The sequence below is a fragment of the Streptomyces viridifaciens genome, assembly GCF_001888885.2.
Taxonomy (GTDB): domain Bacteria; phylum Actinomycetota; class Actinomycetes; order Streptomycetales; family Streptomycetaceae; genus Kitasatospora; species Kitasatospora aureofaciens.
The window spans coordinates 1027146-1044335 of sequence record NZ_CP090840.1; the positions used below are offsets into that span (position 1 = coordinate 1027146).

A 17190-nucleotide genomic window follows, 5' to 3' on the forward strand; every position below is an offset into this window, starting at 1 on the left:
ATGTCGGACACCACCCCCGCCACCTGGCCGCTGACCGCCGCCCAGGCGGGCGTCTGGTTCGGCCAGCAACTGGACCCCGCCAACCCGGCGAACCAGGTCGCCGAGTGCGTGGAGATCCACGGTCCGGTCGACGCCGCCCTGTTCGAGAAGGCGGTGCGTCAGATGGCGGCGGAGGCCGAAGCCCTGCGGATGCGGTACCGCGTAGAGGCCGGGGTGGTGTGCCAGTTCACCGCCTCCGACGAGGGCGTCCTGCTCCACGTCCAGGACGTCAGCGGCGAGAGCGACCCCGAGGCGGCCGTCGAGCGGTGGATCCGCGCCGACCTCGCCCGTCCGGTCGACCTGGCCGAGGACCCGACCACGGCGCTGGCCCTGTTCCCCGCAGGACCGGACCGCTTCTTCTGGTACCAGCGCGCCCACCACATCGCCTGCGACGGCTACGCCGGCTCGCTCGCCTCCGCCCGTGTGGCCGAGATCTACTCCGCCCTCGCCGCAGGCAGCGACGACCTCGGTACCCCGCTGCCCACCTTCCGCTCCCTGCTCGACGAGGACCTCGACTACCGCGCCTCGGACCGGTTCGAGGCCGACCGCGCCTACTGGGCCGAACGCCTCGCCGACCGCCCCGAGCCGGTCACCCTCGCCGGGCGCCACGCCCCCGCGGGCCATCACCACGTGCGCCACGAGCGCCCGCTCGCCCTCGAGCACGCCGAGCGCCTGCGCGCAGCCGCCCGCCGCCTCGGAACCGGCCTGCCCGTGCTCGCCGCCGCGGCGGCCGCCCTCCACCTCGCCAGGCTCACCGGCGCCGAGGAGGTTGTCCTCGGCCTTCCCGTCACCGGCCGCGCGACGGCGCTGCAGCGCCGCTCGGTGGCGATGACGGCCAACGTCCTGCCGATCCGGCTCTCCCCGCGCCCCGAACTGAGCGTGCGTGAGTTCGTCCGCCAGACCTCGAAGTCGATGCGCGAGGCACTGCGCCACCAGCTGTTCCGCTACGAGGACATGCGCCGCGAGCTCGGTGTCCCCGTGAGCGGCGCGCTGGTCGGGCCGAGCGTGAACGTCATGTCCTTCGACCGCGACGACATGACCTTTGCCGGGCACCGAGCCACCTTCCGCAACCTCGGCAACGGGCTGGTCGAAGACCTGGCCTTCGTCCTCTACGACCACCGAGCGGGCGCGGGCGGCAGGCTGGTCGTCAACGGCAACCCGGCCCTGTACACGGCCGAGCAGCTGCCCGGCCACGCCGACACCTTCCTGCGGGTCCTCGACGCCTTCGCCGACCAGGCGCCGGAGACACTGCTCGGCCGCATCGGGCTCGCGGCGGACGCCGACACGCAGGCCGCGCTGACGCTGGGCACCGGCCCGCGCGTCGAGCGGCCGCGCACCACCCTCACCGCCGCCTTCGAGGAGCGCGCCGCCCGCACGCCCGGGGCGACCGCCCTGGTCTGCCGCGACGAGGCAGTCGACTACGCGTCCCTCAACGCCCGCGCCAACCGGCTCGCCCGCCTGCTCGTCGAGCGCGGCGTCGGTGCCGAGACCCTGGTCGCCCTGGCGCTGCCCCGCTCCCCCGAGCTGGTCGTGGCGCTGCTGGCGGTGCTGAAGGCCGGCGCCGCCTACCTGCCCGTGGACCCGACCTGGCCCGCCGAACGCGTCCGCTTCATGCTCGGCGACGCCCGCCCCGTCCTCGCCCTGACCGTCGCCGAGACGGCCTCCGTCCTCACGGACACCGACGTCACGGCACTGGCGCTGGACGCGCCCTCCGTCGTGGCCGATGTGGCGGGACGTCAGGCCGTCGATCTCATCGACGCCGAGCGCCGCACGCCGCTGCGCCCCGAGCACCCCGCCTACGTCATCTACACCTCCGGCTCGACCGGCCGCCCCAAGGGCGTCGTGGGTGTCCACGCGGCCGAGATCAACCACCTGGCCGCCATCGCCGCCCGCGACCCCTACCGGACCGGCCGCCCGGCGCTCGCCAAGAGCTCGATGAGCTTCGTCGACGGCTCCACCGAGATCCTCGGCTCGCTGCTGCACGGCGAGGGCCTCGTCCTCGCCGACAGCGACCAGGCCAAGGACCCCGTCGCCCTCGTCGCGCTGATCGAGCACCACGGCGTCGGCCGCATCATGCTCGTCCCGAGCCTGCTCGCTGCCCTGCTCGACATCGCCGGCCCGGAGCGGCTGGCCACCTGCGAGCTGTGGGTGACCACCGGCGAGACCATCCCCGCCTACCTCGCCGCCCGCTTCGCCGAGGCGCTGCCGCACGCGCGCCTCACCAACTACTACGGCGCCTCCGAGATCAGCGGCGACGCCGTCACCGGCGACGTCAACGGTGAGCGGCAGCCCATCGGCCTGCCGCTGGACAACATCGACGCCCACATCCTCGACGCCGCCCTGCGCCCCGTCCCGGCCGGCGCCACCGGTGAGCTCTACGTCGGCGGCGACGCCCTCTCCCGCGGCTACCTGCGCCGCCCGGCCCTGACCGCCGAGCGCTTCGTCGCCGATCCGTTCGGTGCCCCAGGCGCCCGCCTGTACCGCACCGGCGACCTGGCCCGCTGGACGGCCGAGGGCGCCCTCGAGCTGCTGGGCCGCGCGGACGCGCAGGTCAAGGTGCGCGGCCAGCGCGTCGAGCTCGGCGAGGTCGAGGCCGCGCTCTGCGCCCACCCGGGCGTGCGGCGGGCCACCGCCGTCGTCCGCGAGGACCGCGCGGACGACCCCCGCCTGGTCGGCTACGTCGTGTACGAGGACGGAGCACAAGTCACGCCGGAGGAGATCCGCGCCCACCTCGCCGCGACCCTCACCGATGTCATGGTGCCCAGCGCCGTCCTCGCGCTGGACGCACTGCCGCTGACCCCGAACGGCAAGATCGACCGACTGGCCCTGCCCGCACCCGAGTTCACCGCCACGACCGGCTACCGCGCGCCCTCGACGCCGCGCGAGAAGGTTCTGAGCGAGGTCTTCGAGCAGGTCCTCGGCGTCGACCGCGTCGGCGTGGACGACAGCTTCTTCGCCCTGGGCGGCCACTCGCTGCTCGCCGTCTCTCTGGTGGAGCGGTTGCGCTCGCACGGACTCGGCGTTGACGTGCGAGCGCTGTTCGGCGCGCCCACCGTCGCCGGGCTGGCGACCGTTGCCACGGGCGTCGTCGGCGGTGAGGAAGACGACTTCGCCGTCCCGCCGAACCTCATCCCCGCCGACGCGAAGCGCGTCACGCCCGAGATGCTGCCGCTGGTGTCGCTGACGCAGGACCAGATCGACCGGATCGCCGAAGCGGTCCCGGGCGGCGCCGCCAACATCGCGGACATCTACCCGCTGGCACCCCTCCAGGAGGGCATCCTCTTCCACCACCTGACGGCCGCCGAGGGCCGCGACGTCTACGTCCTGCCCGTGGTGCTCGCCTTCGACGGTCGCGAGCGGCTCGACGGCTTCCTCACCGCGCTGCGGTCCGTCGTCGACCGCCACGACGTACTGCGCACCGCCGTGCTGTGGGAGGGCCTGCCCGAGCCGGTCCAGGTCGTCGTACGCCACGTCACCGTCCCGGTCGAGGAGGTCGACCTCACGGCGGTCCCGGCTGCCGACGGCGCCGCGGTGCACCCGCTCCTCGCCGCCTGCCCGACGACCATGGACCTCGGCAGCGCCCCGCTGCTACGCGGCCACGTCGCAGCCGAGCCCGGCACCGACCGATGGCTGCTGCTGCTCCAGCAGCACCACCTCGTCGTCGACAACACCGCCCTGGCCGTGCTCCTCGCCGAGGTCCAGGCGCGCCTCGCGGGCGAGGCGGACCGCCTGCCGCCGCCCGCGCCCTACCGGGACTTCGTCGCTCAGACCCGCCTGGGCTGCCAGGACGCGGACCACGAACGCTACTTCGCCGGGCTGCTCGGCGACGTGGCCGAGCCCACCGCGCCGTTCGGCGTGCTGGACGTGCGCGGGGATGCGGGCGGCCACGCCGAGGCGACGTTCCTCGTCGAGGCCAGGGAGGCCGAGCGACTGCGCTCCCTGGCGAGCCGCCACGGTGTCAGCGCCGCCGCGCTGTTCCACCTCGCCTGGGCCCGGGTCGTCGCGGCCACCTCGAACCAGGACGACGTCGTCTTCGGCACCGTCCTCTTCGGCCGCGCGGCCGGTGGCGGCGACGTTCCGGGGCTCTTCATCAACACCCTGCCCGTCCGCCAGGCCACCGGCGCCGTGGCCGTGGCCGACGCCCTGCGGGAGATGCAGACCCAGCTCGCCGCCCTGCTGGCCCACGAGTGTGCGCCGCTGTCGCTGGTCCAGCGGACCTCCGCCGTCGAGGGCACCGCGCCTCTCTTCACCGCGCTGCTCAACTACCGCCGCGTACAGGGCTTCGCCCTGCGCGCGGGCACGGTCGAGGCGTTGCCCGGTGTCGAGCTGGTCCACCTGGAGGACCGCACCAACTACCCGCTCGCGCTGACCGTCGACGACCGCGTCGACGCGTTCACCTGCTCCGTCCAGGCCGTCGCGCCGATCGATGGGGCGGCCGTCGCAGCCCTGGTCGAACAGACGCTCGCCTCGCTGGCCGACGCGCTCGACCACGCCCCGCGGACCGCCGTCGGCGACCTCGACGTGCTCGGCTCGGAGGAGCGTCAGGGCCTGCTGACGCAGGGCAGTGCAGGCGGTCCGGTCGCGCCCGCGCTGTTGCCGGAGCTGGTCGCCGCGCAGGCGGCGCGCACGCCGGAGGCGACCGCGCTGGTCGTCGGCGACGCCGCGATCTCCTACGGCGAGCTGGAGGCCCGCGCCAACCGCCTCGCCCGGCTGCTCGTGCAGCGCGGCGTCGGCCCCGAGGAGCGTGTCGCCGTCGTGCTGCCGCGCACCGCGGAACTGCTGGTCGCCCTGCTGGCCGTGGTGAAGGCCGGCGGCGCGTACGTGCCGGTCGACCCCGAATACCCCACCGACCGCATCGGCTACGTCCTCGACGACGCGGCACCCGTTCTCGTCCTCGCCTGCGCCGAGACCGCCGAGCGGCTCGGCCACCGGGCCCCGGCGCGCGTACTGCTGCTGGACGGCGACCCGGCCCGCGACCACGCGGACGCCCCCGTCACGGACGCCGACCGTCGTGCGCCGCTGCGTCCCGCGCACCCCGCCTATGTGATCTACACCTCCGGCTCCACCGGCCGCCCCAAGGGCGTCTCGGTGCCCCACGCGAGCCTGGCCAACTTCCTGGCCGACATGGCGCTGCGCTTCCCGCTCACGGAGGCGGACCGATGGACGGCGGTCACGACGATCTCCTTCGACATCGCCGCGTTGGAGCTCTACCTGCCGCTGGTCAGCGGCGCCGTGGTCGACCTCGCTCCGCGCGACGTGGTCGTGGACCCGGCCGCGCTCATCGCACTGCTCTCCCGCACGGGCACGACCGTCATGCAGGCCACGCCCTCCCTGTGGCAGGCCCTGGCCGAGCACGCCCGTGAGACCGGCGCCGCGCTGCCCGCACTGCGCGTCCTGGTCGGCGGCGAGGCCCTGCCCGGCCCGCTCGCCGCCTCCCTCACCGCCGCCGGCGAGGTCACCAACCTCTACGGCCCGACCGAGACCACCATCTGGTCCACCTCCCAGCGCGTGGATCCGGCGGACGGGGCTTCCACCCCGCGGATCGGCGTGCCGATCGCCAACACCCGCGTCCACGTGCTGGACCGCCGCCTCCGCCCGGTCCCGGCCGGGGTCATCGGCGACCTGTACATCGCGGGCGACGGCCTCGCCCGCGGTTACCTCGGCCGCCCCGCGTTGACGGCGGAGCGTTTCGTCGCCGATCCGAACAGCTCCCGTGGCGAACGCATGTACCGCACCGGCGACCTCGCGCGCTGGGACGCGGCGGGTGAGCTGGTCTTCGTCGGCCGTGCCGACACCCAGGTGAAGGTGCGCGGCCACCGCATCGAACTCGGCGAGATCGAGGCGGCGCTGCTGTGCCACCCGCGCGTCGCGCAGTCCGCGGTGATCGTGCGGGAGGACCAGCCGGGAGATGTGCGCTTGGTGGGCTACGTCGTCCCGGCAGGCGGGGGCCTGGATGTGGCTGAGTTGCTCGCGCGCGTCGCGGCCACGCTGCCCGACTACATGGTCCCGGCCGGGCTGGTCCTGCTGGAGGCGATGCCGCTGACGCCGAACGGCAAGCTGGACCGGCGGGCCCTGCCGGTGCCGCAGCTCGCGCAGAGCGCCGTCGGCCGTGCCGCGCAGTCCCTGCAGGAGGAGCTGCTGTGTGCGGTGTTCGCGGAGGTGCTTGGCCGGCCGTCGGTCGGCGTGGACGAGGACTTCTTCGCGCTGGGTGGGCACTCGTTGCTGGCGACGCGGCTGGTGAGCCGGGTGCGGTCGGTGCTGGGGGTGGAGGTGCCGATCCGTGCGGTCTTCGAGGCGCCGACCGTCGCCGGGCTTGCGGCGCGGTTGGGTGAGTCGGGGGAGCGGCGTCCTGCGTTGGTCGCGGGTGTACGGCCGGAGGTTCCTCCGGTGTCGTTCGCGCAGCGGCGGCTGTGGTTCCTCGCGCAGTTGGAGGGCCCGAGTGCGACGTACAACATTCCGATGGCGGTCCGTCTGACCGGCGCGCTGGACGTGGCGGCGCTGGAGGCGGCGCTCGGGGACGTGGTGGAGCGGCACGAGGTGCTGCGCACGGTCTTCCCGTCCCTCGACGGCGAACCGCACCAGCACGTCCTGTCCGCGCAGGAGATCGGCTCGCGGCTGACCGTCCACCCCTACGACGCCGACGCCGTCGCGGCCGCGACGACGCACCGGTTCGACCTGAGCCGTGAACTCCCGGTCCGTAGCTGGCTGTTCGAGCAGGGCGAGTTCGAGCGAGTGCTGGTCGTTGTGGTGCACCACATCGCTGGTGACGGCTGGTCGTTGGCGCCGCTGGCGCATGACGTGTCGGCTGCCTACGCGGCGCGGGTCCTCGGTGAGGCTCCCGTGTGGGAGCCGCTGCCGGTGCAGTACGCGGACTACGCGCTGTGGCAGCGTGCGCTGCTGGGTGAGGAGTCCGACCAGGGCAGTGTGCTGGCGCGGCAGTTGGAGTACTGGCGCGGCACCCTGGCCGAACTGCCGGAGGAGCTGGCGCTCCCGGTGGACCGGGCGCGTCCGGCGGTGGCGAGCTATGAGGGCGGGACGGTGGAGTTCTCCGTCCCGGCGGAGCTCGACGCCCGGTTGCGGGAGGTGGCGCGCGCCGAGGGTGTGACGCCGTTCATGGTGCTGCAGGCGGCGCTCGCGGTGCTGCTGTCGCGCCTGGGCGCGGGGCAGGACATCCCGATCGGCACGCCGGTCGCGGGGCGTACGGACGAGGCGCTGGACGAGCTGGTCGGGTTCTTCGTCAACACGCTCGTGCTGCGCACGGACCTGTCCGGTGATCCGACCTTCACGGAGTTGCTGACCCGTGTCCGTGAAAGGAGCCTGGGCGCGTTCGCGCACCAGGACGTGCCGTTCGAGCGGCTGGTGGAGGAGCTGGCGCCGTCGCGGTCGATGGCCCGGCACCCCCTGTTCCAGGTCATGCTTTCCGTGCAGAACAACACCGCCGCCGCGCTGGACCTGCTGGGCGTGGACGCCCAGGTGATGGCTGCCGGGGAGCTCGCGGCCAAGTTCGACCTCGCCTTCACCCTGGAGGAGCAACCCGGCACCGACGGACTGCGCGGCCAACTCACCTTCGCCACGGCCCTCTTCGACACCGACACCGCCTCCGCCCTCGCCGCCCGGTTCGTGCGAGTCCTGGCGGCCCTGCTCGCCGACCCGGCGCAGCCCGTGGCCCAGGCCGAGATCCTCAACGCCGCCGAGCGCCACCGCATCTCCGTCGAGTGGAACGACACCGCCGTCGACCTGCCCGCCGCCACACTCCCGGAGCTGTTCGCCGCCCAGGCGGCGCGGACCCCGGACGCGACGGCCCTTGTCTTCGGCGACGAGAGCCTCAGCTACGCCGAACTCGACGCGCGCGCCGAGCGGTTGGCGCGGCTGCTGGTCACGCGGGGCGCGGGTCCGGAGCGCACCGTCGCGCTCGTGCTGGAGCGCTCCGTCGAGATGGTCCTCGCGCTGCTGGCGACGGTGAAGGCCGGCGCGGCCTACCTACCGGTGGACCCGGAGTACCCGGCCGACCGCATCACCGTCGTGCTCGCGGACGGTAACCCGGCGCTCGTGCTGGCTACCCAGGCGACCGCCGCCGTCGCGCACGCGGCCGGCGCCGATCCGCTGCTGCTCGACGCCGAGGAGACCCTCGCGGAGCAGGCCGACACCAACGCTGCTCTCGAGGTCGCGCTGCGACCCGAGCACCCCGCCTACGTCATCTTCACCTCCGGCTCGACCGGCCGCCCCAAGGGCGTCGCGGTCCCGCACGCCGGCATCGTCAACCGTCTCGCCTGGATGCAGCACGCCTACGGCCTGACCGCCGAGGACCGGGTCCTCCAGAAGACGCCGTTCGGCTTCGACGTGTCCGTGTGGGAGTTCTTCTGGCCGCTGCTGGAGGGCGCCACGCTCGTCCTGGCCAAGCCCGGCGGTCACCGCGACCCGGCCTACCTGGCCGAGCTGATCCGCCGCGAGCGGATCACCGTCACGCACTTCGTGCCGTCGATGCTCCAGGCCTTCGTGCAGGAGCCGGCTGCCGCCGAGTGCACGGACCTGCGCGCCGTCATGTGCTCCGGCGAGGCGCTGCCGGCCGACCTCCGCGACCGGTTCTTCGCCGTGCTGCCGCAGGTTCCGCTGCACAACCTCTACGGTCCCACCGAGGCATCCGTCGACGTCACCGCCTGGGCCTGCACTCCCGCCGACACCGGCACGAGCGTGCCGATCGGGCGACCGGTCTGGAACACCCGCGTCCAGGTGCTCGACGCCGCGCTGCGGCCCGTGCCGGTCGGCGTCGCGGGAGAGCTCTACCTCGCGGGCGACCAGCTTGCCCGTGGTTACCTCGGGCGCCCCGCGTTGACGGCGGAGCGTTTCGTCGCCGATCCGAACAGCTCCCGTGGCGAGCGCATGTACCGCACCGGCGACCTGGCCCGGTGGAACGCCGACGGCGCCCTGGAGTACCTCGGCCGCACCGACGACCAGGTCAAGCTGCGCGGGTTCCGCATCGAGCTCGGCGAGATCGAGGCGTGTCTCGCCGCGCACCCTGCGGTCGCGACCGCCGCGGTGATCGTGCGCGAGGACCAGCCCGGCGACCGCCGCCTGGTGGGCTACGTCGTCCCGGCAGGCGGGGGCCTGGATGTGGCTGAGTTGCTCGCGCGCGTCGCGGCCACGCTGCCCGACTACATGGTCCCGGCCGGGCTGGTCCTGCTGGAGGCGATGCCGCTGACGCCGAACGGCAAGCTGGACCGGCGGGCCCTGCCGGTGCCGCAGCTCGCGCAGAGCGCCGTCGGCCGTGCCGCGCAGTCCCTGCAGGAGGAGCTGCTGTGTGCGGTGTTCGCGGAGGTGCTTGGCCGGCCGTCGGTCGGTGTGGACGAGGACTTCTTCGCGCTGGGTGGGCACTCGTTGCTGGCGACGCGGCTGGTGAGCCGGGTGCGGTCGGTGCTGGGGGTGGAGGTGCCGATCCGTGCGGTGTTCGAGGCGCCGACCGTCGCCGGGCTTGCGGCGCGGTTGGGTGAGTCGGGGGAGCGGCGTCCTGCGTTGGTCGCGGGTGTACGGCCGGAGGTTCCTCCGGTGTCGTTCGCGCAGCGGCGGCTGTGGTTCCTCGCGCAGTTGGAGGGGCCGAGTGCGACGTACAACATTCCGATGGCGGTCCGTCTGACCGGCGCGATGGACGTGGCGGCGCTGGAGGCAGCGCTCGGGGACGTGGTGGAGCGGCACGAGGTGCTGCGCACGGTCTTCCCGTCCGTGGACGGCGAACCGCACCAGCAGGTGCTGCCCGCCGATTCCGTCAAGGTCCCGCTCGCCGTCGCGCCGTACAGCGGGACGGCCGTGAAGCGGGCCACTTCCCACGCGTTGGACATCAGCACCGAAATCCCTTTCCGCGCCTGGCTGTTCGAGGAGGCGGAGGACACCCGCACCCTCGTCGTGGTGGTGCATCACATCGCCGGTGACGGCTGGTCGTTGGCGCCGCTGGCTCGTGACGTCTCCGTCGCCTATGCAGCCCGCGTGCGCGGCGGCGTCCCGGTGTGGGAGCCGTTGCCGGTGCAGTACGCGGACTACGCGCTGTGGCAGCGCGAGTTGCTGGGCTCGGTCGAGGACGGGGGCAGCCTGCTGGCTGAGCAGTTGGGTTACTGGCGCGAGGCGCTGGCCGAGCTGCCGGAGGAGCTGGCGCTGCCCACCGACCGGCCGCGTCCGGCCGTCGCGAGCCACTCGGGCGGAACCGTCGCCTTCGCCGTGCCCGCCGACGAGCACGCGCGCCTGCTGGAGCTCGCCCGCGCCGAGGGTGTGACGCCGTTCATGGTGCTGCAGGCGGCGCTCGCGGTGCTGCTGTCGCGCCTGGGTGCGGGCACGGACATTCCGATCGGCACGCCGATCGCGGGCCGCACCGACGACGCGCTCGAGGAGCTGGTCGGGTTCTTCGTCAACACGCTCGTGCTGCGCACGGACCTGTCCGGTGATCCGACCTTCACGGAGTTGCTGACCCGTGTCCGTGAAAGGAGCCTGGGCGCGTTCGCGCACCAGGACGTGCCGTTCGAGCGGCTCGTGGAGGAGCTGGCCCCGTCGCGGTCGATGGCCCGGCACCCGCTCTTCCAGGTCATGCTGGCGGTGCAGAACAATGCCGCCGCGCTGCTGGAGCTGCCGGGCCTGGACGCCGAGGTGGTCGGGGCCGGGGAGCTGGCGGCCAAGTTCGATCTCGCCTTCACCCTGGAGGAGCGGCCGGCCACCGACGGGCTGCGCGGCCACCTCACCTTCGCCACCGACCTCTTCGACCGGCGCACCGCGGAGGAGCTCGCCAACCGGTTCGTGCGAGTCCTGGCGGCCCTGCTCGCCGACCCGGCGCAGTCCGTGGCCCACGCCGAGATCCTCGACGCCACCGAGCGCCACCGCATCCTGAGCGACTGGAACGACACCGCCACCGACCTCCCCACCGCCACACTCCCGGAGCTGTTCGCCGCCCAGGTCGCGCGGACGCCCGACGCCGTGGCGGTCGTCGGCCCGGACGGCGTCGAGCTCACCTACGCCGCGCTCGACGCCCGCGCCGAGCGGCTCGCACGACGCCTAGCTGCCGAGGGCGTGGGCCCGGAGCGTGGCGTGGCGGTCCTGATGGAGCGTTCCACCGAGCTGACCGTCGCCCTGGTGGCGATCGTCAAGGCGGGCGGCTTCTACGTCCCGCTGGACGCCCGCTACCCACTCGCCCACCGCGAGGCGATCACGGCGGAGACCCGCGTCGGCGTCGTCCTGACCGACGAGCCGCTGCGCGCGCAGGCGGACGACCTGGGCCTCACGGTCCTGACCGTCGACTCCGACACCGGTGACGAGGGCAGCCCCACTGCCGTCGCCCGCGACCCGCGTCAGCTCGTCTACGTGATGTACACCTCCGGCTCGACCGGCCGCCCCAAGGGCGTCGCGGTCACCCACCGCGACGTCATCGCGCTCTCCTCCGACCGGCGCTTCGCCGGGCCGGACCTGGGCGCGGTGCTGATGCACTCGCCGCACTCCTTCGACGCGTCGACGTTCGAGCTGTGGACGCCGCTGCTGACCGGACGCCGCGTGGTCGTGGCGCCGGCGGAGGACCTGACGGCGCAGTCGCTCGCGCGGCTCGTCGCCGAGCACGGCGTGACCTGGCTCTTCCTCACCATCGGCCTGTTCGGCCTGTTCGCCGAGGAGGACGCGGCCTGCTTCGCCGGGCTGCGCCAGGTGTGGACGGGCGGTGACGTGGTGTCGCCGACGCTGGTCGCGCGGGTCCGGGCGGCCTGCCCGCGGACCGTGGTCGCCAACGTCTACGGCCCGACGGAGACCACCACGTTCGCCACCGCCGAGCCGGTGCGCGGCACGGACGCCGCGCTGCCGATCGGCGGCCCGATGGACAACATGCGCGCCTACGTCCTCGACGACCACCTGCGGCCCGTCCCGGTGGGCTGCGTGGGTGAGCTGTACCTCGCGGGCGCGGGCCTGTCGCGCGGTTACTTCGACCGCCCGGCGCTGACCGCGGAGCGCTTCGTCGCCGACCCCTACAGCACCCAGGGCGACCGCATGTACCGCACGGGTGACCTGGCCCGCTGGAACCGCCGCGGTTCGCTGGAGTACGCGGGCCGCGCCGACCAGCAGATCAAGCTGCGCGGCTTCCGTATCGAGCTGGGCGAGATCGAGGCCGTGCTCGGCGCGCACCCCGCCGTCGGGCAGGTCGCCGTGGTGGTCCGTGAGGACCTGCCGGGCGGCAAGGGCCTGGTCGGCTACGTCGTCCCCGCCGGGGAGGTGACGGCCGAGGAGCTGCGCGGCCACCTCGCCGAGCGGCTGCCGCAGTACATGGTCCCGGCCGCCTTCGTGCTGCTGGACACGCTGCCGCTGACCGTGAACGGCAAGCTGGACCGGCGGGCCCTTACGGCGCCCACCGTCACCGTCACGCCCGGCCGCGCGCCGCGCACGCCGCGCGAGGCGATCCTGTGCGAGCTGTTCGCGCAGGTCCTCGGCCTGCCGCAGGTCGGGATCGACGACGGCTTCTTCGAGCTCGGCGGCCACTCGCTGCTCGCGACCCGCCTGGCCAGCCGGATCCGCACGGCGCTTGACGCCGAACTGCCGATCCGCGTCCTGTTCGAGGCGCCGACCGTCGCCGCCCTCGCCGAGCGTCTGGGCGGCCTGGAGGGCGTGCGGGCGGACCGTCCGGCGCTGACGGCGGGGGAGCGGCCCGAGCACCTGCCGGTCTCCTCCGCGCAGCAGCGGCTGTGGTTCCTCGGCGAGCTGGAGGGGCCGAGCGCCACCTACAACATCCCCCTCGGGCTGCGCCTGACCGGCCCGCTCGACACCGAAATGCTGCACCAGGCGCTGCGCGACGTCGTCGCCCGGCACGAGGTGTTGCGCACCGTCTACCGGTCGCAGGACGGACGGCCGGTGCAGCGAGTGCTGCCGATGGACGAGGTCGGCGCGCTGCTGACCGTCACCCGCACCGAGGGTCACGACGAACAGGCCCTCGCGCGCGCCGCCGCGCACGTCTTCGACCTGCGTCAGGACGTACCGCTGCACGCCTGGCTGTTCGAGGAGGGGGAGGACACCCACACCCTCGTCCTGGTGGTGCACCACATCGCGGGTGACGGCTGGTCGATGGCGCCGCTGGCCCGCGACGCCTCGACGGCCTACGCCGCCCGCCTGCGCGGCGAGGACCCGGTGTGGGAGCCGCTGCCGGTGCAGTACGCCGACTACGCGCTGTGGCAGCATGAGCTGCTGGGCTCGGTCGAGGACGAAGGCAGCCTCTTGGCCGAGCAGTTGGGCTACTGGCGCGAGGCTCTGGCCGAGCTGCCCGAGGAGCTGGCGCTGCCGGCCGACCGGCCGCGTGCGGCCGTGGCCACGCACCGCGGCGGGTCCGTGGCCCTGGACGTCCCGGCCCACCTCCACGAACGCCTGCGCCTGCTCGCCCGCGCCGAGGGTGTGACGCCGTTCATGGTGCTGCAGGCGGCGCTCGCGGTGCTGCTGTCGCGCCTGGGCGCGGGGCAGGACATCCCGATCGGCACGCCGGTCGCGGGGCGTACGGACGAGGCGCTGGACGAGCTGGTCGGGTTCTTCGTCAACACGCTCGTGCTGCGCACGGATCTGTCCGGTGATCCGACCTTCGCCGAGTTGCTCGGCCGTGTCCGCGAGACCAGTTTGGGCGCGTTCGCGCACCAGGACGTGCCGTTCGAGCGGCTCGTGGAGGAGCTGGCCCCGTCGCGGTCGATGGCCCGGCACCCCCTGTTCCAGGTCATGCTGTCCGTGCAGAACAACGCCGAGGCCTCGCTCGACCTGCCCGGCGTGCAGGCCTCCCCGCTCTCCCTGGAGGCGGACGTCGCCCGCTTCGACCTGGGCTTCACACTCACCGAGTCCTTCGCCGCGGACGGCGCCCCGGCCGGCCTGGCCGGCACCCTCACCTACGCGGCGGACCTCTTCGACGCCCCGACCGTCGAGACGCTCGCGCAGCGCTTCGTCCGCGTCCTGGAAGCGGTCCTCGCCGCGCCGGACCAGCCGGTGACGCACGCGGAGGTCCTGGCGGACGAGGAGCTCCACCGCATCCTCAACGAGTGGAACGCCACCGGTCGCACCGTCCCCACGACGACCCTGACAGCGCTCTTCGAGGCCCAGGTGGCCCGCACGCCGCAAGCGGTGGCGCTGGCCCACGAGACCACCGAGCTCACCTACGCCGAGACCGGCGCCCGCGCCAACCGCCTCGCCCATCTGCTCGCCGCGCGCGGCGTGCGCCCGGAGGACCGCGTCGCGGTGCTGCTGGAGCGCTCGAACGAGCTGGTCATCAGCCTGCTGGCGGTGCTCAAGGCGGGTGGCGCGTACGTGCCGGTCGACCCGGAGTACCCGGTGGACCGGATCGCGTACATGGTGGCCGACTCGGCGCCTCGGGTGCTGCTGACCAGTCGCGCCTGCGTGGAGCGCGCGGGTGACACGAACGGTGTCGAGGTCCTGCTGCTGGACGAGCTGTCCACCGACGGCTTCGACGACACCGACCTCGGTGTGGCCATCGAGCCGCAGCACCCGGCGTACGTGATCTACACCTCCGGCTCGACCGGCCGCCCGAAGGGCGTCGTGCTGCCGCACGCCGGTCTCGTCAACTACGTGCTGCGTGCCCAGGAGGCCTACCTCGAAGTCCAGGGCAATACCCTGCTGCACGCCTCCATGTCCTTCGACGCGGGTGTCACCGCCCTCTACGGCGCGCTGACCTCGGGCGGTCGCGTCCGCGTGGCGGCGCTGGACGAGCGTCTCCCGGGCGTCCTGGGCGCGGAGCGGCTCACCTTCCTGAAGGTGACGCCGAGCGGTCTGGCGTACCTGGATGCGATGTCGGACGCGCACGTGCCGACGGGCCGGCTGATGGTCGGTGGCGAGGCCGTACAGGGCGCGCAGCTGGAGCAGTGGCGCAAGGCGCACCCGGGGGTCGCGGTGGTGAACCACTACGGTCCGACGGAGGTGACGGTCGGTTGCACCGACTACCTGGTGGGCGACGACGTCGAGTCGGGCACCGTCGTCCCCATCGGGCGCCCGATGTGGAACACGCAGGCCTACATCCTGGACGCCGGGCTGCGCCCGGTGCCGGCGGGTGTGGCCGGTGAGCTCTACATCGCGGGCGCGCAGCTGGCGCGTGGCTACCTCGGCCGCCCGGCGCTGACGTCCGAGCGGTTCGTCGCCAACCCCTTCGGCGCCTCCGGCACGCGGATGTACCGCACGGGTGACCTGGCACGCTGGCGTGGGGACGGGAACATCGAGTACCTGGGCCGTACCGACGACCAGGTGAAGATCCGCGGTTACCGCATCGAACTCGGCGAGATCGAAGCCCAGCTGGCCGCCCAGCCCGGCGTGGTGCAGTCCGTCGTGGTTGTCCGTGAGGACGTGCCGGGCGACAAGCGCATCGTCGGCTACGTCGTCGGCGACGCGTTCCTCGACACGGCGGATGTCCGCGCCGGCCTGGCCGAGACGCTCCCGGAGTACATGGTCCCGGCGGCGATCGTGGCGCTGGACGTCGTGCCGAGGACGGTCAACGGCAAGCTGGACCGCCGGGCGCTGCCCGCGCCGGACTTCGGGTCCGCCGTCGCGACCGCCTACCGTGCGCCCGCGACGGCGCATGAGGAGGTGTTGTGCGAGGAGTTCGCCCGCGTCCTGGGCGTGGAGCGGGTCGGTGTGGACGACGACTTCTTCGAGCGCGGCGGGCATTCCCTGCTCGCCGTGTCGCTCGTGGAGAAGCTGCGCGCCCGCGGCGTCCCGGTGGACGTGCGCACCCTCTTCACCTCCCCGAGCCCGGCTCGGCTCGCCGCCGCGACCGCAGCCGGTGACGCCTCGGGCGTCGTGGTGCCGCCGAACCTGATCCCGGCCGGCGCCGGGCATCTCACCCCGCAGATGCTGCCGCTGGTCGAGCTGAGCGAGACGGAGATCGACCGCATCGTCTCCGCCTTCCCGGGCGGCGCGGCGAACATCGCCGACGTCTACCCCCTCGCCCCCCTCCAGGAAGGCATCTTCTTCCACCACCTGATGGCTGCCGGCGAGGGCGGACGTGACATGTACGTCGTTCCGGCCCTGCTCACCTTCGACTCGCGCGAGCGCCTCGACGCCTTCCTCGGCGCGCTCCAACAGGTGATCGACCGTCACGACATCCTGCGTACGGGCGTGTTCTGGGACGGCCTGGCCGAGCCGGTGCAGGTCGTCGCGCGCCATGCCCAACTGCCGGTCGAGACCGTCAACTTGTCAGGCCCCGTCGAGCAGGCGATGGGCGAGCTCCAGGGGGCCTGCCCGCCCGTGATGGACCTGACCCGGGCGCCGCTGCTGCGTGCCTTCGTCGCGGCCGAACCCGGCGGCGGGCGCTGGCTGCTGGCGCTCCAGCGCCACCACCTGGTCACCGACCACACGGCGCTGGACATCCTCCTCGGCGAGATCCGGGCCGTGCTGGCGGGGGAGCAGGACCGCCTGCCCGCGCCGCTGCCGTTCCGCGAGTTCGTTGCCCAGGCCCGGCTCGGCGTCTCCCGCGAGGAGCATGAGCGGTTCTTCGCGGGCCTGCTGGGTGACGTGGCCGAACCGTCCGCGCCGTTCGGGCTGCTGGACGTGCGAGGTGACGGCAGCCGGGTCAGTGAGGCGGAGCACGTGCTCGCGCCGGAACTGGCCGCTCGTATCAGGGAGCTGTCGCGGGTGCTGGGGGTGAGCCCGGCGACGCTGTTCCACGTCGCCTTCGCCCGCGTCGTGGCCGCGACCGCCAACCGCGACGACGTGGTGTTCGGCACGCTGCTCTTCGGCCGGATGAACGCGGGCAGCGGTGCCGACCGGGTGCCGGGGCTGTTCATCAACACCCTGCCCGTTCGCCTCGACACCGCCGCCCACACCGTCGCCGACGCGGTCGGCGCGATGCGCGGACAGCTCGCCGACCTCCTCGTCCACGAGCACGCCCCGCTCGCGCTGGCCCAGCGAGCCAGCGGCATCACCGCCCCCGCCCCGCTGTTCACCGCCCTGCTCAACTACCGGCACAGCCAGTTGGTGGACGAGGAGGTCGAGGGCAGCGGCCTGGCCGGCGTCGAGCACGCCGAGCACGGCAAGGACCGCACCAACTACCCGCTCACGGTCGCGGTCGACGACTTCGGCTCGCGACTCCAGCTGTCCGTCCAGGCGCTCGCGCCGATCGACCCCGAGCTGGTCTGCGCGCTCGCGCTCACCACGCTGACGGGC

General features: G+C 73.7%; 1 protein-coding gene (cut by a window edge). It reads left to right on the forward strand.

The annotated features are described in order from the left end of the window. Positions 1–17190, forward strand: the 5' portion of a protein-coding gene (locus tag BOQ63_RS04770; protein ID WP_499503478.1) for a non-ribosomal peptide synthase/polyketide synthase. It continues 1965 nt past the right edge of the window; 17190 of the gene's 19155 nt are visible here — the first part of the coding sequence; the start codon lies at positions 1–3; the stop codon falls past the right edge of the window.